The organism is Njordella aestuarii, from assembly GCF_056494165.1.
The window spans coordinates 2,690,422-2,708,543 of record NZ_CM151397.1 but is presented as its reverse complement, the minus strand read 5'-3'; the positions used below and the strand labels follow the sequence as shown (position 1 = coordinate 2,708,543).

Annotated in this window: 9 protein-coding genes and 1 other RNA gene; 3 read left to right on the top strand and 7 right to left on the bottom strand. The window is 51.6% G+C overall.

Annotated features, from left to right (window positions below):
- Positions 1-138: 138 nt before the first annotated feature.
- The 3 genes from SH451x_RS10475 to SH451x_RS10465 all read right to left on the bottom strand — a co-directional run bounded on the left by SH451x_RS10475 (position 139) and on the right by SH451x_RS10465 (position 10,832).
- Positions 139-7,146 carry a hypothetical protein gene (locus tag SH451x_RS10475; RefSeq protein ID WP_479362408.1) on the bottom strand — a complete coding sequence of 2,336 codons (7,008 nt, stop codon included), beginning with the start codon at positions 7,144-7,146 and terminating at the stop codon, positions 139-141.
- Between the two features lie 63 nt (positions 7,147-7,209).
- Positions 7,210-10,269: a vWA domain-containing protein gene (locus tag SH451x_RS10470; RefSeq protein WP_479362407.1), complete on the bottom strand. Its 3,060-nt coding sequence runs from the start codon at positions 10,267-10,269 to the stop codon at positions 7,210-7,212.
- Positions 10,266-10,832, bottom strand: coding sequence for an RNA polymerase sigma factor (locus SH451x_RS10465; RefSeq protein WP_479362406.1), 567 nt, complete (start codon positions 10,830-10,832; stop codon positions 10,266-10,268). The genes SH451x_RS10470 and SH451x_RS10465 overlap by 4 nt, the downstream gene beginning before the upstream one ends.
- Before the next feature lie 765 nt (positions 10,833-11,597).
- On the opposite strand from SH451x_RS10465, the gene SH451x_RS10460 reads away from it, so the two are divergent.
- Complete coding sequence (locus SH451x_RS10460; protein WP_479362405.1) at positions 11,598-14,849, top strand: PAS domain-containing protein; 3,252 nt, start codon at positions 11,598-11,600, stop codon at positions 14,847-14,849.
- Positions 14,850-15,062: 213 nt separating this feature from the next.
- Here the strand turns inward: SH451x_RS10460 and SH451x_RS10455 are convergent, their stop codons facing one another.
- Positions 15,063-15,527, bottom strand: coding sequence for a DUF5990 family protein (locus SH451x_RS10455; protein WP_479362404.1), 465 nt, complete (start codon positions 15,525-15,527; stop codon positions 15,063-15,065).
- Between the two features lies 1 nt (position 15,528).
- Entirely contained in the window at positions 15,529-15,855 is a 327-nt protein-coding gene (locus tag SH451x_RS10450; protein ID WP_479362403.1) for a cupin domain-containing protein, read from the bottom strand.
- A 222-nt stretch (positions 15,856-16,077) separates the two neighbouring features.
- Between SH451x_RS10450 and SH451x_RS10445 the strand changes: the two genes are divergently transcribed.
- A complete protein-coding gene (locus SH451x_RS10445) occupies positions 16,078-16,395 on the top strand; it encodes a cupin domain-containing protein (protein ID WP_479362402.1) in 318 nt (105 codons plus the stop codon).
- Positions 16,396-16,448: 53 nt separating this feature from the next.
- On the top strand, positions 16,449-16,601 hold the full coding sequence (locus tag SH451x_RS10440) for a hypothetical protein (RefSeq protein ID WP_479362401.1): 153 nt from the start codon (positions 16,449-16,451) through the stop codon (positions 16,599-16,601).
- Positions 16,602-16,725: 124 nt separating this feature from the next.
- Here the strand turns inward: SH451x_RS10440 and SH451x_RS10435 are convergent, their stop codons facing one another.
- Both SH451x_RS10435 and ssrA read right to left on the bottom strand, forming a co-directional pair.
- Entirely contained in the window at positions 16,726-17,241 is a 516-nt protein-coding gene (locus tag SH451x_RS10435; RefSeq protein WP_479362400.1) for a DUF6933 domain-containing protein, read from the bottom strand.
- 282 nt (positions 17,242-17,523) lie between these two features.
- Positions 17,524-17,885, bottom strand: a transfer-messenger RNA (tmRNA) gene (gene ssrA, locus SH451x_RS10430).
- Positions 17,886-18,122 lie beyond the last annotated feature (237 nt).

The window sequence follows — 18,122 nt, the reverse complement described above, 5'->3', positions numbered from 1 at the left end:
GTCAATCTATTCCTAAGAAGTCAGTCCGCGCGACGTCCGAGGCATCTTTCGCAACAAAGTCGTACCAATGGTTACTCGTGTGCGATTCCGCAGATAAAAGTTAGATCTTCTACCAGAGAAATCTTTATCATACTGCCATTACAAAGTATCCGCCTCCGAATCGGCTGACCGACGTGGTATCACAACGAACATTACGATTAACAACGACATGATTCCGCCGATCATCAACCACTCCCAGGGACGCAACTTGTATTCCGAACGGAATTGAAGTTCTAGTTCCAACGGTGCGTTCTCTTCGACTTGGACGCTACGGCTGAAGCTATAAATTGTTCCTTCCTCTGGCACGCTGATTACGATTGCTTGAGGTGCGGGTTCCGTCGTTCGTTGATGCTGGACCAAACGACCTGCAATCTGTTGCAATACTGCGTTGTCTTCGCTTGTATTACCAGCCAATAGTTGGCTCAATTCTTGCGGTCGAAAATTCAACTGGTCTTGCTGTAGAATCGGATTCATCTCCGCGGCTTGTCGCATCTGGTCGTTGTCACTAGCTTGAGCTTGGCCTAGGTCATTGTCCAAGTACAATCGCTGGCGACGTGTGTTCAATCCCACGATGGCTTGCTGGGTTTGCAAATTCTCGAGCTGTACTCGTGCGTCTTCGTTCGAGGCGGCATCAAGTGCGTTGCTGTTAGCGACGTTGCTGAGTGCTCGCTGCGCCTTCGTTTGCTCGCCAGCTTGCAACATTTGAGTCGCTTGCGCAAGCATCTGTTGAGCCTGCTGCGCTTGTGACTTTCGCTTGTCGTCAACCTTCGACAGATAGAACGATCGATCGTAAACGCCGCGACTGTCTTGCTGGATCAATTCCAAATCGCCTTCATCGTCGGTTAACTCGAAACCCCGTGGTGCGATAACGTCCCACTTCACATTCTCTAGCGGAACATTTAGCAACGGACTGGTCAGCTTCAGATCTCGCAGGCTCTCACCCGTAAGCAAATAGACGAAGCGCACTTGAGCAGTCCGATCGTCAATGCCGGGCAAAATGTAGAACTGCCAGGAATTGGCGGCACCACCGCGCCGGATCGAGTGCACACTCTCGCCATTGACGAAGATGTTGAACAGTTCGCCTCCCTCGGGCAACGTGACGCTCAGGCTGCTGCGCTGAATGACTTCCACTGTCACGTCGACGGCTGTCAATTGATCACCGGTGGGCGATAGCAACGTTGTAAGCTTACCCTCAGCCACTCGCAGCTTCAGCGAGTCTGCAAGTGCGTGGCGAATCACTCGCAAGGCTAGCGGAGTCGTCGGAGTGATCGCCCGCAGGGATAGGGCGGGCGCGGTGCGATTACCGGATTCACGAAGTGTGGCCGGAACGACGCTCCAATCGACTCGTTGCCATCCCTGAGTCATGTTACCTGGCTCAATCTCCAAGCGTCCGCCAGTTCGTACTGCAAAGAAATAGGCGAGTTGCCGCGTTTCCGGGAAACCGACCACTTTCAACGTCTCGCTGTCGTTGGCTCGTTCGCCGCGACGTTCAAATTCAATTTGAAATTGTACGCGACCAATAACACGCTGCTTGAATTGCAATTCCCAGCGATCCGAGTCCGGTGCGGTGCGCACAAAATCAGCGACGGCCTTGCCAGTGGCACGGATCGTTTTGATCTCTTCGGCGTCCGTGATTGGCAGAACCACCGGTAAGGAACGGATCGACGCGTTCTGGACTTGGAAGTCAGCGATAATGGTCGATCGCGTCTGACCTTCACGCAGCGTCACTTCATGAAGCACATCGCCAGTGATCCACGCTTCCAATTTTTCTATTCCTAACACCAGGTCCCAGTCTCGCTGCAACAATCGAAACGCAAGAGCCCCTTCGCCGTGACCACCTAGTGATCGTGGGTCAATCTCAGAAACGTTCTGCCGCGTGATCGCTCGCAGGCGCAGACCCGTCATGGGACGAACGACCAAATCACCTGATTGACGGTCTGCTTCATTCACTGCGAAGCGTGGCACTTGCCAATCAATTGCATCGGCTGGTGCTGCACCAGCTAGGGACAACGCAAACGCGTGGTTGCCGATGGTCTTGCCATTCAAATGCATCACGACTTGTCGCATCCCTTCTTGATTAGTTTCGACCCAATGATGCAACGCTTCACCCGAGAGCGATTCGACTTCCAAGCCTGCTGGCAAAGGAAAACTGAGTTGGAACAAACCGGTGCGCGTGATATCGACGTTAAAGTTGATGTTAAGCAAGGTGCGTTCATCGCCGATCGACAACGCTTGTCGACTGATGATGCGAACCTCTGACGTGACCGGCGCGACACGAACATCGATCGAGCCTTCCTCCGAGCCATATCGGTAGACGCGATGCAGAACGGCTTGTGCGTTCTTCGATAGAGTCGCATCGAAATCGCTAAGGCTGACCATCGACAATGCGGCTGAGTCGACTTTCTCCGGTTGAGCATCCGAGCCGAAGGCAACTCCTATCAGCCCCACTTCCCCGCTGGCTTTCTCGACGCGAAGTGGAGTCAAAGCCAGTTCCGTCGGTAGCGTATCCAAGCTTCGCTGCGTCTCGATCAGGACACTAAATTCGGTGCTGACGGCAACTTCGAGTTGCATCTGAAGGCGACGACTATCGGCGTCAAACTGCCAAGAAGCAATCGGGCCTTCAACAGTGCTAACCGTCAAGCTATCGGGGATGTTGACGACTAACTCTCGGATCCGACCCTGCGACGTACGAATGTCCAAACGATGGCGTCCGTCGACCACGCCAGGGCCAGGTGTATAGAGATGCGAACCTTCGACAAAAAACTGTGTTTCCTCCGTCGACAAGTCTCGCGATTGTGGCTGCAGAACGATCTGAGCAGGGCCGGAACTCAAGAGCAGCTTCGCTCTCGTTTCCGCTTCGCCACCTTCGATCGATTCGATGCGAACGGCCGTGCTGCAACTGACTTCCCACGCCGGTTCATCAAGTCGCAAATCCACTTCATGCAAGGCCGCGTGACCGGTCAAAACGGGAATGCCTTCACCCGGTTTGATCGCCTCCAATCGATACTCGAAAGTAGCAGAGTAACTTTTTGGCTGTATTGGCTCGGGTTCGCTATCGTCAGTAGTCTCACGCACCGTTGCCTCGGCCGGTTGCTCAGTCTCCTCATCGAAAGGAATGGTCACGACGTAAGTCAAACCACGATCGGCAACATTGATTTTGTTCAGGCGAAGCTTCTCACCTTCGAATCGAGTCAAGATCGCGGGTGCTTGTAGCAATACAAACTGATCCCCGGGGATGCCGGTGACTTGAATCGAACCTTTGGCATTCAATCGGGCTTCCTTCGCCGCAATCTGCCACTCCTGGAGCAGCGAGTCGGCTGATTCCATTTCCCCTTGTGCAACGTTTGGTTCTTGAGCTCGTGCGACTGACTGGTTACCAAACGAGACGGCACTCAAGGACAATGCCAACAGCAACAGCCCTGTGACCACTGACGGACTTTCTCCACTAGCAGTCGTTGTCTTTGACGGATCAGGAGTATTGCGGCTGCGTTGAGCAAAAAAATCGTGACCGCATGCTACAGCGGTGGGTATGAGAAGCCTGACTAACGTTATCGCAGCGACCACAACAAAGAATCCGACGCCTCCGTTGGGATGCATCAACACGCCCACGATTATCAATGCCAATCCAACTGCCGTGAAAAGTCGATTCGCTTTAACCGCGTGAGTAAACGCGGACAGGGCCAACAACAGACCGCCGGCAGCAATGAGCCCAATCCCAACCCATGAGATTTGGACTCGCCAAGCAGGTACATTTTGCACGCTCAGCGCGATCATTTCGCCCGCTGCAATGACTGGCAAGTTCAGTTGCATGGGCGTTGGAGTATGCAGATGTTCCCACGCATCCCACGCTGCGATGGCCGCTACGACAAGAGTCACCGAAAAGCAGAGCACGCCCAAGAAGCGTACGCTTCCTCGTACCGCGAAAAACAAACCAAACAGAATCAATGCCGCGATGGTCGCCAATGGCGGCAGACCTCGATTCGCCAACCAATCGAATCCAGTCGGCCAAAGCACTGGCATCGTAGGCTCGACTGTTCCACCGCTCGGAAGCAACACGTGGTTCTCATCGCCGCGTACATTCCACTGTGTCTTCAGTACTGGCGCATCAACGATTGGCAGCAACAGTTCGGCGCTATCGCTATCAACCGAGGGTTTGCCAAGCCGCAATCCAACTTCAATCGGGACGTTCGGGTCCGCACCGCCTGGCAGTGGAATCAACGTTTCATTACCTGTTTGCCTCGCGGTTACCGGTTGCCCATTCACCGTCACAGCCCATAACTTGACAGGCTCGCCAGGCAACTGCAGTCGCAGCGTACGTTGGCCACGCGACTTAACGTAATACAACACGTCGGTAACCAATTCACCATCAGGCGAGACACGACTGTTGGCTTCGGAAAACTCTACGACTTGTCCAGCGGTTGTGCCGGGTTCAAACCAAGTAACCTTCAACGTCAGGTCGAATGGTCTTTCGGTATACTGCCATGTTCCAAGCGACGGTGCGGTGCTGAGCAGTCGAAACTCGCCGGGCAGTTCCAATGGATCCAGTACCAAGAGCTGATTCGAAACCAACAGCGGTTCGATCTCAACTTGTACTGGGCTGACGATCTCGATGTAACCTCGGTCTCCTTGAACGTTCAGCGGCGTGATGACGCCTGCCGAAAACGAACCGTCGGCTTCATTCGGCTTCTCTTCAAACGTAATCAGTGCGGTGTACGAACCAAGTACGGGTTGGTGCAGCGTGATAAGCAGTTTGTCTCCCTCGCGCCGCCAAGTCCGAACGTCTTGCCCATCCACCGTGACGTTGCCCAGAGACTGTGGTACCGTCAATTCGAAATCCGCGGTCGGAGCGCCCGTAACCAAATAGTTCACCAGTGCACTGCCGTAGATCGTTCCTTGGCTGAGCGAATAGAGATGAAACACGTCCGATTGGATGCTTCGTTCAAGCTGTTCGATTATCATCGTCGCCGACCAAGCTGGCTCACGAATGCGAAACGCTTGCTGCAAGTTTGGTTGCGGCTTGGGAAAGTACGACAGCGGCTTTTCGACTAAGAGGTCTACGGACTCTGCGACGATTCGAAATCCAGGCGAGCCGACCACGCCGATGTCTCCGCGAACGCCTTTGGCTTGCGGAAACTCGATACGCGGTAGCGTCCATGAACCCGCTGCGGCTGTCTCACTCTTTTCCAATTGCAGGCTAACAAGTTGTCGGCCTTGTACATCACTTTGAAAGATAATTTTGACGTTGCGTTTTTCATCATCGGTAGCCGACGCTACGACATAATCCGCCAAGCTTGCGCCGACCACTGACACCACGGAGTAATCACCAGGGACAGCGAGATCCCATTCTCGAATGGCAGCTTCTCGAATGTCCAATTCGATATCAGCTTCGATCACGCGATCCGACTCAGAGAGTTTGTATAACACCAATGCATTGATATTAACTTCAGGTTGCACTCGATCGGCAAGAAGCGAAAAATCATATTCTGCACTAGGGAAGCGGTATACAAACGCTTGCCTCGCCTGCAAGGCTTCGCCGGGATATTGCTCAGGTGCGAGCTGTGTCAGGCCCTGCAAGTTTGCTGCCTCAACTCGAACCGATCCCACATTGGACACTCGCAAATAACCGGAATGCCGAATAGCTCCGACTGGTCGCAATCGTAAACCCTCGACACGCACGGGAAAGGCATCAAGTGGCGTTTGGCTGCGAACGCGCACGTTGCTTTCGCCTGAGATCGGTTGGCTAAGCGTGATTTCGAGCGACTGTTGATCACCTTCGCCATTGACTTTCCATCCGACGAGATTGTCACCTTCCACATCGACGATCTCGCCGGGGCCAAGTAACTGAATACTGAGCGATTTCAATTGTCCCTGCAGTACTTGGTAGATAAGTTGATGATCCTGTCTCAGCAGTCCTGTTCCAACTTGAGCTTCGACACGAGCCGTCGTCGTAAAGAAAAGCTTCCCTTGATTGGAACTCTGCGCATCCTTCCATTGCAGATGAACTCGCCCAGTTGCTGGTAAAAATCCACGCCAAGCGTCGTCTTCGGCGACGGGAACGATCGATTGCGGTTCACGACGAAACTCGATTTCCGAAGCAAATCCCTTCAACGTCAAGGGTACAACAGCGCTGGCCGCAACCGTCAAATCCATGCTTCGCCAGTTGGCATCGGGCGAAGTCACGCCAGCGACGAACTTCAAGTCGATCGGAAACTCACCTGTTGCAGGGAACACCAACTCATAAGCTGGTCCTTCAGCTGTATTAATGAGCTCCAATCGATAGTCGGACGTGGTTGGCAGTTCGCTAAACGCGGCGTTACCTGATAAGACACGCAACCTTGCCCCCGCTTCGGAGACCTTCGCCTTTGCTGACAAAGCGAATCGCACCGATTTGTCGCTGGGCTCCAGTTCGCCGATCAACGAGGCATCAAACAGCTCGACCGGCTCCGGCGCAGTGCTTTGTCTTCTCAAGCTAAGCAACATTCTTCCGCCAGTCGACGTTTGGAAGTGATTCGAATGCTGCTTGGCCGTAAGCGAAACAAACCCATCGGCCAACGTCACCCGCCCTGTCAACTCAGGTGCATAAGTAATCTCGATACGCGAGTCAAAGCCGATCGCCTTGCCAGCAGCGAGATGCGACAATTCAATATCTGCCGGAGGTCCCGTGTATGCGTGGCGAAGACCAACGACTGCAGTTGCGACGAACTCATCCGTTTGCGGTTGCACGTCACTTTGTTTCACTTGCAAGTCGAGGTACTTTTCGTCGCCTTTGCTGCGCACCGACCACGATTCGATCGCATCGCCGGTGACTTCAATCACTTCACCTGGCCCATTCAATCCTAACACAACCGTCGCCGGTTTCCCTTGGACAACTCGAATGGTTAGATTAATTGACTGCTCGATTGCTTCCGATCCTACACGCACGTCAGCCCGCGCATTTGCAGAATAAAGGAACGCGGGTTCGGGCGGTCGCGATGGTCCAAGCACTATCGTGGTGGTGGCATCCTTGGTCGTCGAACTATCAGTCTCTTGCGCCGATGCCAACGAACTAACGAACAGAGACACGATGCTGACTAAAAAGCAGCTCGTGATAAGATTCTTTGCGTACACGATGCAACTCGTTCTATGTAGATAAGACTTCATGGTTTGACCTGGGGCAGATGCTTAACGCGGTTACTTTTCGCTCATTTGACGCGCAGTATTAATCATGCTTTGCAACTGCTGCACACGAGTGGACGATTCAAAGCTCTTTGGCAGCGACGTCAGAACTTCAGCCAGCGATTTGTATTCAACACTCTCACCTAACGCATCACCGCGAAGCTTTGAAGCGAACAGGGCCGCGGTTGCAGCAAGTCGCAGCCGAGGGTTCGCTTGCTCGATACGAACGGGATTTGGTTCATAAGGAATCGGCCATCGTCGCTCGACCATTCTGCCCGTGGCGAGGTCTTGAAATCGAACGGAGACTGATCCGATGTCTCCACGACCATCGGGCTTGGGTTCAAAGTGGTACAACGCTACTCCGGCCTCCGCCGCAGCCATTTCAGCCGCGTCAACCTTGTCATTCCGAAAATCTTCTTGCTTGAGCAGGTGTTTTTCAAATCCCAACAGTTTGTAATGCTCAACTCGATCTGTGTTAAATTCAACTTGGACTTTGACATTCTTGGCCGCCGGCCGCAATGCGCCGGCGATCTGATCGGCAAAGCCGGAGCTTGCTTCTTCAGCGGTGTCTAGCAAATAGTATCGGCCATCGCCTTGGCGCGTCAGCGCTTCCAACACCTCGTCGTTCAGTCCTTGAGCACTGATACCTGCTGCGTCAAAAGCGATTCCTGCATCGCGCATTTGCAGAACCATTTGTGACAAGTTCGCGGGATCTGCATCGCCCAAGTTTACCGCACCATCTGTCATCATCACGATGCGGTTCTGTAGGCTGGAAGCAGTTTCACCGGAGGCTGCTTCGGTCGCCTTCTCCATGGCCAACTGCAAAGCCGCTTCGATGTTAGTACCGCCTTCGCTCGGCATACTTTCAACCAACCGCACCAGTTCCGCAGCGTTTGAACCACTCACCCGTTCGGCCAACAACCGCGGTGTATTGGCAAAGCTGATCAGCGTCACCTGATCGTCAGCACTCAGTTGTTGTGCAAGTGCCTCAAACGCTCGTCGGATAGTAGCTCGTCGATCAGGTCGCTCCATGGAGCCTGAATTATCAAGCAACAGAGTCAAACGGAGAGGCACATTTTGCGAACGTCCGGTCGCTGCAGTTCTCAGTGATACCCTCACCAAATTGCGTTGCATCAGGAAAGGATGAATCGCTTGTTCGATCTGGCATACGACACGTTCGTCACTCGAGGGCAACGCATCGTAATAGTCAAATGCGTTAACGAATTCTTCAACTCGAACTTGGGAAGCATCTGGCCACTGGCCATTAGCTAGGGCAGCTTGCGCTAGTTTGAACGAGACATCGCTGATATGAAGCGAGAATGTCGAAAACGGATCTCGACTGGCAGACAACTCCTCTAAGACCGTTGTGCGTGCAGGAATCCGCCCCAAAGAATTCCAACCTAACAGTTGTGATTTATCCCTTGCCAAAATGGTACCGAAATCGCTTTGCGAAGGAGCGTTCCAAGTAACTATGTCGTTCCCCAAAGGAGACACGCCTGCGATACCATTGGAAAAATTTCTAGTTAGTTCTTCCGACGGTGCGATTTTTTTGCCAGCGGTTATTTCAGATTCCTTCTTCTCGCCATCGGGCTCACTATCGCTAAGCCTTCGTGCAGCCAGTGGTTGGTCAATGTTTAGCTCGCTGCTGTCAAATATCCTAACACGCGGACCGCTCCTTCTGTCATCCCACTTTCTGTTGTCGAAACCTGATTCATCGACTCTCTCCGCAAGGCCTCGCGTTGTCGACTGTCCTAGCTGAGCGTCTCGATTCTCGGCCAAATATCGCGATTGGTTTGAACTAATGTTTGGAATGCCAGAGGAATCGGCTCGTCCACCTTCATTTCTAGCAGAGCTTTTTGCGTCCTGCGCGAGAGACAATGAGTATAATTCCGTTGAGCTCGAAGGACCTGACGCGGGTTGTTGAAGGGCTGGCAGTGAATCGGAAAATTCGTTCTCAATTGGTCCTTGTGGTTCGGTTGGAGCGTCCAGTACCGCTAGTCCATCGAGCCCTGGCGATCGTTGCAGATCTTCTTGTTCGCGGTTCTCAGCATAAAAATAGCTGGCTTCTGGAGATGCAAAATCAGATGCAACCGAAGGTGGAGCAGGATGTACGAGGCTTCTGCCGTTGGGGACATTGTACGCTAATGCTTCCCCACCACGACCGAAACTGTTGTCCTGAGATTCCATCAAGCCCTTGGCAAAATTGTCCGTCGCTGGCATACCTCCTCCTCCACCGTAACCGCCGCTCGAACTGCTCCCCCGTCCTGATCTCTCCTGTACAACCCCCTCCAAATTAAACCGACTCGAATCCTCGACCGGATCATTCCATTGAGTGGCACTGTGCGATTCTGGCGGTTGCGGATCACTAGCGCTCTTCATCTCCAACGTCTGCGCCAGAGGCACGCTTTGGATGTTGTCGTAAAGGTAGTATGGCTGCGGAAGCGTTTTGCTTAATGAAGCACCTTCGGCCGAAGAGAGTCCAACACTCGTGCCAAGATCAGTCAGCTCATCTTTAAGAGAACTAAGCGGCTTCTGTGCATACTCACGAGCATCCTTGAAGTCGCCATATCGCTCACCAACTGATGGGGCAACGAATGCATATGCATCTGTAGCGCCGCCTGCCGTCTCAACCAATCGACGCGAGGTCATCCGCTGCAATTGAAACATTGCAGCACATACCAACAGCGAAGCGACAGTGGTAAATCCCCATACCCACTTCCTCGTTAGGAATCGCTTGGACGAAGACAATTGCACTGTCTTCGATTGAGGAATCTCCTGCGACGGCGTTGCGTGCACGCGACCTTCAATGACTGCTAGAATCGACTGGCGGCGTTCTTCTGACAATTGCCAAGTGGACGGAGCGTCATCTTCATCGATTGTATCGCTCGTATCCATGTCGGAGAGCGCGGAATGCAAATGCTGCAACTGTTCGTACCATGCCGCCAAACTTGGCTCCTTGCTTAGCATCGACTCTAGCTGTGCACGCTCGAAGTCGGAAGCTTCACCCATTACCAATGCTGTTAGGCGAGCTTCCAATTCTGAATCGCTGTTATCTGAATAGAATGTGTCGTTCATTTCGAATCGTCGACTCCCAACGGTCGAAGCTTGCTTGCCAAACGCTGCATAATGTGATGTAAACGGTAACCTACGTTGCCGATGGATAATCCTGTTTGTTCGCTGATGTCACGGTACTTCAGCCCTTCGAAATATTTCAATCGAATTAACTGTTGATCGCTTTCAGACAGCTCGCCCAACGTTTGCCGCAATTGAATCGTCGTTTCCATCCTTGCCATAATCCGATCGGGTGCGCTTTCGTTTTCGTCCACCGACTGCGTCACCTTCTCGTCATCACACTGCAACGTCTCCCGTTTGCAGTTTCGCAGATGATTCAAACCCCTGTTTCGCACGCTGCGATACAACCACGCGCGGGGAGCATCCACTTTGTCCCAGCTCGAGTGCAACTGGAGGAATACTTCTTGTACGATCTCTTCTGCAACGACCCGCCTCCCTGTCAAAGAAAAGGCGTAGCGCAACAAATTCGCTTCCTCTGCTTCGAACAGCGATTGCAATGAATCACCCGCCCAGTCGCTGCGATCGTCAGCAACTTGGTCTAGATTAAACATCGGATTCGAAGGCATCGGGTTCAACATCGACTCACAACGCAATGTTCCGATGAAGGGCTATTTTGCATAACATTTTTGTTTGACGTCAAAATCGGCGACGGCCCCTTCAACAAAAGTGAAAGTACAGCCGTTGGCCCGACGCCGTATTGTGCTTTGAGGCAGTCGACTCGCAACGCAGCCTTTAGCGCAACATGCGGCGGATACAAGTAAGACCCCGGGATCGCGAAATTCTTAGGTACTCATGCCAAAAAAGTTCTATAAAGTGCGAGCTTGCCGCCGGAACTACTAGTTTCACTACAGAGTAAGCAAAGAACGCCCAGATTGTTGGCAACCCCGCGAAAGCGATCGACTTTTACCAAGCTATTTTGTCGAGTAGTTTTGGCCGCCGTCGCTGGAACCATGCAGTTCCGAGCATAAAACCTCCCGCAGTTTCAACGGGCCCCGGGTACCATCATATCGAAATGAGCGACAAATCTTGGCGCAACGACGCTGGATCGACATTGCTGATCGTGCGGGCGAAATGCTCAAACTCTAATGGCTGATCGCTCCCCTAGAGAACTCGGCCGCAAACCGCGATCTCATCCAAAAAGTATTCGAACGAAGGTTTCTACTGCCGAGTAGTGCCTTATCCGTCGGGACACAAAACAAAAACTAACACCTCTGCGGCCACACACATACCATCCAAATTAGCTTCAACACTGGCCTCGCATATCGAGATCGTGTAAAGTGCGAAGCGAGGCGTTGCTGGGCTAAATCGAGTACGTACAAAGGATTCCAATCGTGGCCCAGAGAAAGCCAAAGACTGGCGACGGCAAGAAAGACTTTCACGTAAAATCGCTCATGCCAAAGAAAGTGTTAGCTTCCGAAGCTTCGATCGAAGAACTGAAAGCCAGCATCCAGCAGTTGCAGGCGATGAACGCTGACTTACGTGCTGCCGTATCCGACTCCGAACGCCAGAGACGGCTGTACGAAACAGTTCTGAAGAACACGCCCGATTTCGTTTACGTGTTCAGCCTTGAGCATCGTGTGCTCTACGCTAACGATTCACTCATCAAAATGTGGGGTTTAGCACCTCAAGATGTCATCGGAAAGACATTTTTTGAGATCGGATACGAGCCGTGGCACGCGGAGATGCACAATCGTGAGATCGATCAAGTCCGAGCGACAGGAAAACCGATCCGTGGAGAGGTGCCGTTTACAGGGACCAACGGTCGGCACGAGTACGACTATATCTTCGTCCCAGTTTTCGGAGCAGACGGCCAAGTTGAAGCGGTCGCGGGAACGACTCGCGATGTGACTGATCGCAAGGAAACAGCGGACCAGTTGCGGCGTAATCACGATACTTTCTTTGCACTCATTCAGAACAACCCATTTGGCGTCTATATAGTGGATGCCGATTTTCGCTTGCGTCAAGTCAGTTTGGGGGCGCAAAAGGTATTTGAAGCAGTTACGCCATTACTTGATCGAGATTTCGCAGAAGTACTCAGGATCATATGGCCGGAGCCGTTTTCGAGTGAAATAATCGCGCTGTTCCGACACACGCTGACAACCGGCGAGCCATACTCGGCGGCGAGAACCATTGAGCGACGTGCCGACATTGAGTCTGTCGAATCCTATGACTGGCGCATCGAGCGCGTCAGTATGCCTGATGGGCGATACGGAGTCGTTTGTTACTTCTACGACTTAAGCGAACGTCAGCAGTGGGAAGCGGCGTTGCTGAATAGCGAAGAACGACTGCAGTTAGCACTCTCGGCCGCGCGCATGGTTGCTTGGGAGTGGACTCCTGTCGATGGCAAGCTCCGAGTGTCCGAAAATGCTTCGGATGTGTTTGGCTTGCGATCAAGCCTCGTCGATATCGAACAAGGTTTAGCGTTGCTGCATCCGGAAGATGCCATGGCGCATCGTGAAACCTTCCAAAAGGCGATTGACGCTTTGACTAGCTATCAAACACGTTACCGTTTGATTCGTCCGGAAGATGGGCAAACAATTTGGGTTGAGGAGCGGGGCCATGCTGTCCTGGATCAACCCAGCGTAGGCGTACGACTTTACGCTGTGGCAACCGATGTCACCGAACGACAGGTCGCCGAAGCCGCCTTGCGCGAAAGCGAGGATCGGTCGACGTTCGTCCGTCGCAGCAGTGGCGTCGGGTTCTGGTACTGTGATCTGCCGTTCGACGTACTTCAATGGGATGAACTAGTGAAAGCTCACTTCTTCTTGCCCCCCGAAGCGGAAGTCACGATACAAACATTCTATGATCGGATCCATCCTGACGATCGAGAGTCGACGCGTCTTGCGATTGAGCGAAGTATTACGCAACGAACGCACTACAACATCGATTATCGTACGTGGAACCCTGACACAGGTGCAACGCGATGGGTGCGAGCGATCGGGCGTACATTCTACAACGAGGACGGAACTCCGACTCGGTTTGATGGTGTTACACTTGATGTAAGCGATCAAAAACGGGCCGAGGTGAGCTTGAGGGAGAGTGAACAACGCTTCCGCGAGATGGCCAATGCCGCACCAGCAATGATTTGGGTGACGAACGAGAAACACGAGTGCACTTTTCTTTCTCAAAGCTGGTTTGATTTTACAGGACAAGACAGTGAAGAAGGGCTAAAGTTCGGTTGGATCAATGCGGTGCATCCCGATGATCGCGAACCAGCCCATAAGACCTTTGTTACGGCAGCTGAAAAAGGCGAATCCTTTGAACTTGAATACCGACTTCGCAACGGAAATGGTGACTATCGCTGGGCTATCGACGTTGGCAAACCACGCTTTAACGTCGCAGGCGAATTCTGTGGCTTTGTTGGGTCGGTGATTGAAGCTCATGACCGTCATGAACTTCAAAAGGCACTGACAGAAGCTCGCGAAGCAGCAGAAGCGGCGAACGAATCCAAGACAACGTTCCTAGCTAACATGAGCCATGAGATCCGCACTCCGATGACCGCGATCTTGGGCTACGCCGAATTGATGAAAGAATTGGCGCATGAGGAACAGGCGATTCAACATCTGCAGACGATTCATAATAATGGTTACTATTTGCTCGAGATTATCAACGACATTCTTGATATCTCGAAGATCGAAGCGGGCAAATTGGATGTCGAGTCCGAAGTCTTTCAGCCGCATTCCTTGATCGAAGACGTAAGAAGCATCATGGAAATCCGCGCACAAGAGCGTGGATTGACCCTTGAGGTGAAGTACGGCATGGTGCCAGAATTCATTCAATCGGATGCTAAGCGACTAAAGCAGATTCTGATCAACCTGGTTGGTAACGCAATTAAGTTTACTCACAGCGGTCGGGTGCAAATATGTGTAAATTTCGATGCCTCGACGAGACTTTTGAAGTTCGACATCATCGACACTGGCATCGGGATTTCAGCCAGGCAGATGGAACGTCTCTTTAAACCGTTCTCGCAAGGTGATGCCAGTGTCAGCAGGAATTTTGGTGGTTCAGGGCTGGGTTTGATCATAAGTCAAAGGCTTGCCGAAATGCTCGGAGGCACTATCAGTGCAAGTAGCAACGAGGGGCAAGGTAGTACTTTCTCGTTCAGCATTCTTGCTGGAGAAGATTCGGATTCGTACTTGGTCTTGGACGAGCGTAAACGTTTTGGAGCTCCAATAGCCACTCCCTCGAACCCCGGTGTTCCAACTAAACTTTCGTGCCATGTGTTGGTTGTGGATGATCGTCGCGATATCCGGTTCTTAAGCAGTCACATCTTAACAAGCTCGGGCGCAACGGTTGACGAATGCGAAGACGGGCTGCTCGCACTCGAATATGTCACCCGTTGCTTAAAAGAAGGTACCTGTCCTGATCTAATTCTGTTAGACATGCAAATGCCGAACTTAGACGGTTACGCAACTGCGGAAAGATTGCGATTGATTGGCTATTCAGGACCCATTGTCGCTCTCACCGCCGACGCCATGCAGCGGGACATGAATAAGTGCATCGAGGCTGGATGCAGCGATTATTTGAGCAAGCCAATTAATAAAGCTCTGCTTTTGAAGAAGGTCTCAGATCTAACGAAGTGATTGAAGGAAAAAATCACTCTAGAACGAAGCGTCGCCCGTTGCGCTTTCTAGGCCAAGAAGTTCACAACTTTGCCTTCAGGCCCGAGCGGTTATATTCATCCAGATAGTGTAAATCGGGACAACCTATTGGAGACTTTTAAGCCTTCAAGATTACTTGCCGAAGCCGACACATTACTGCCGGTTGTGTAAACCGCCGGTCACTTTAATCCTTGGTTACGCCTGTTCGATCACTTTCCAACCATCAATTGGTTTTACCGTAGCACAGCTCGGCCCGCCGTCTTTGCCAGTTCCGGGGATTGTAGCCTGTAGCGACAGCGCTGGGCACTCGAGAATCAAGTCGATCATTTCCCAGGTAATTCCTTGTAAGGGTATCTTGATGCGACGCTGCCAGCAGCTGCTGACCTGTCCGGCTGATTTTCCAATAACAATGTAAATAAACCTCCCAACCGGTGGGCCTTGTACGTGGGGGCCAGTAAAGTCCGGCAAGTCGTCAGAACGTCTGCCTTTGGCCACGATAGTACAATCGAGTGTAGTGTTGCCTGCCGATGAACGATGGATACAAATCGTCTTGTAGTTGCTGCCTTTGCCTTCCTGAATTCCGAAGTCGACTCCTGGGGGAGGATCAAGCAACGTAATGTGCAAAGGGACAACGTATTCCAATTTTGGTTCCTTTGGCATGTTAAACCTTGGCTTCTTCATAAAACACGGCCAGCCAAATCGTTGGCTCGTTAGGAATTGTCCATTCAACCCGGTGCCTCTGATGCGCAGCTATGTTAACGTGGTCACCGGGTCTCAACTCGAGAGACTCCTCCCCAATCGATAGCCGAGCCGCACCCTGAAGCAAGAGTATCCATTCGTGTTGGTCTTGATCGTACCAAAAACCTTCAGGCGACGCGTGACCATAGGAGACGATCCTTTCAATTCGAAAATCGTTTGCTTCCAACAGCGTGTTGAATAGTTCATCAGGAAGATTTGAGGGAAGATCGTGGAAGATATTGCCTGTCATTTAATGCGAGCCTTCTTGGATTGCTTTACTGACTTCTCTCAAATTGATTTTGAGCGATCACCGCACCGCTGACCATATTAGCTAACGTTTAAAAACGTACGTTGCTGTAGAATGCGGTTTACGAGAAATCTGCTCGGTGCGTTTCGCTTCGTTAAGGTCAACAAATAGCGAGAGTGCAACGTACACAAATTCATGGGCTATGGCTAACGTAGAAAACCAAACATGTTCGCGAATAAATTTCAAATTAGACAACTACTTGACGAACTTCAGCCTCCTGAAACCGGCAAGAAGACCATTATTGTGATTGATGACGATAATGCGAAGGTGGTATTGTTCGCTTTTGCTGCTGGTGCAGGACTTGCCGAACACATCGCGCCACTACCGGCGATAATTCAGATCCTGCTAGGTGAAGCACAACTTACGGTTGGCGAGGAGCAAGTGGAAGGCAAGCCGGGGACTTGGATTCAAATGGATGCCAAGACTCCGCATAGCATTCTGGCAACCACGCCGGTTGTCATGCTGCTAACTCTTCTGAAATAGCATATCTTTTCACGCGTCACGCCCCGACTCATTGCATTGACTAAGGACGACAAATGACCAGAATCCATCACATTAATTGCGGAACTCTTATCGTTGAAGGGCACTCAACCGCAATCTACCATTACCTGCTGGTCGAAGACAGTGGCAAGCTTGTTCTGATCGACACAGGCATCGGACTGCTGGATGTTCAACACCTGGTTGAATGAAAAAGACAAGTCACACCAGCACGCCCAGCAACGAATATCGCTCTGAGTGCACCAAGGTCGAACTCGGAAAAACCTACTTTAGCCAAAGCAACAAAATCAGTGCGCCCGAGGATTTGCTAAATCGTTAATCATTGGGCATTTGTTTTGTCAATCGGCAGAAGACTTCCTTGGGACTGCTGTATTTCTTTCCTTCTGAGTCAACTAATGCTGACATGGGCGTGTCGTTAAGACTGTAGCCAATTTCACTGAGCGCCATGCCATCTTCCAGCAGGTACTTGGCTCCTTGAACGTGTTCATTCATTGACCCAATAGCAGATCGGTTCAGAGGCTTGGCAACATATACAGCTTCAAAACTGGGTGCGATGAACTTGCGAAAAACGAACTGCTGTCCATCGTCGGCGGTGAAATCACGAATGGTATCTAGCGCTTTTGTTTTAAAGCTAGATAGGCTCGTTATGCCTTTGCCTAACATTACACAGCAGTAGAACGAAGCCGTATTCATCAAGATGATGTGCTGTGCTCGGTTGAAAATGAACAGGTGGCTTGACCAATCTGCAAGGGGATTTTCATCAAGCTTCATTTCAGCCAGAGCCCCCGCGTGGATCTTGGTGCTAAGCTTTTGAGATAGTCGTAAGATCATTATTGCTCACCGGAATTTTAAAGCCTACGAACATGAGCTAGATTTCAACTTGTCCGCAATGGTCAGTAATTACATCATTCGCAGATGAAAAAGTGAATCGGGCAGCGCTTAAGTTCCAGTAGATTCTAGCGGTATTGAAATGCCGATTATGCAACTCAATCGGCGTTCAGTTTCAGATCGACACAGCAAGCATCTTGGCGTCAAAAATGCAGTCCGCGAATGGCCGCAAGCCGCACTTCAAATAAAAAAGGCCGCTTACGAACTTGTCGCAAGCGGCCTTTTTAGTGGAGGCGGCGGGATTCGAACCCGCGTCCCGTGATACTTCCAAACCGGCTTCTACGTGTGTAGTCGACTTTATCTTCTTATCGCCTCGCTCTGCCGCCATCGACGGGCTGCTTTGCCAGGCTATCTCGAAACTTTTTTAACTACGATCGTGCCGAGCATGGATCGCAGCGGTCCGGATTTACGGCTGACACTCCAGCGCCTCCGACTAGCTCCGGGTGTCAGGGAAGCCTAATTAGGCCGCCAGTGCGAGGTTTTCCTCAGCAATTACTTTTGTGATCGGCTATTTACGTGGCTCACCGACCAACCACGACACGCCACCAAATTCTTCAATTTACCCGGTCGAAACCAGAAACGCCCCCTTAACACTTAAACGGTTCACTGCTTCGCATGCCAGAACCGGACTTACGTCCTGTCAGGATAACTTACAATTAACGCATTTAAGAATACGCACGGTTAAAGGCGGCGGTTTAGCCGACTTTTCCGTGACATTAACAATAGGCGAAGTATCGTTTTACTAACAGCCCTTTTAGGGAAAACTCCTTTCCGAGATCCCGCTAACCCTCGTTGAATGCAAGTTTAAGGGCCACAATTCGCCA

Coding starts and splice junctions, on each gene's coding strand:
- SH451x_RS10470 (WP_479362407.1), bottom strand. CDS start 10,269: ATGAACGACACATTCTATTCAGATAACAGCGATTCAGAATTGGAAGCT.
- SH451x_RS10465 (WP_479362406.1), bottom strand. CDS start 10,832: ATGCCTTCGAATCCGATGTTTAATCTAGACCAAGTTGCTGACGATCGC.
- SH451x_RS10455 (WP_479362404.1), bottom strand. CDS start 15,527: ATGCCAAAGGAACCAAAATTGGAATACGTTGTCCCTTTGCACATTACG.
- SH451x_RS10450 (WP_479362403.1), bottom strand. CDS start 15,855: ATGACAGGCAATATCTTCCACGATCTTCCCTCAAATCTTCCTGATGAA.
- SH451x_RS10445 (WP_479362402.1), top strand. CDS start 16,078: ATGTTCGCGAATAAATTTCAAATTAGACAACTACTTGACGAACTTCAG.
- SH451x_RS10440 (WP_479362401.1), top strand. CDS start 16,449: ATGACCAGAATCCATCACATTAATTGCGGAACTCTTATCGTTGAAGGG.
- SH451x_RS10435 (WP_479362400.1), bottom strand. CDS start 17,241: ATGATCTTACGACTATCTCAAAAGCTTAGCACCAAGATCCACGCGGGG.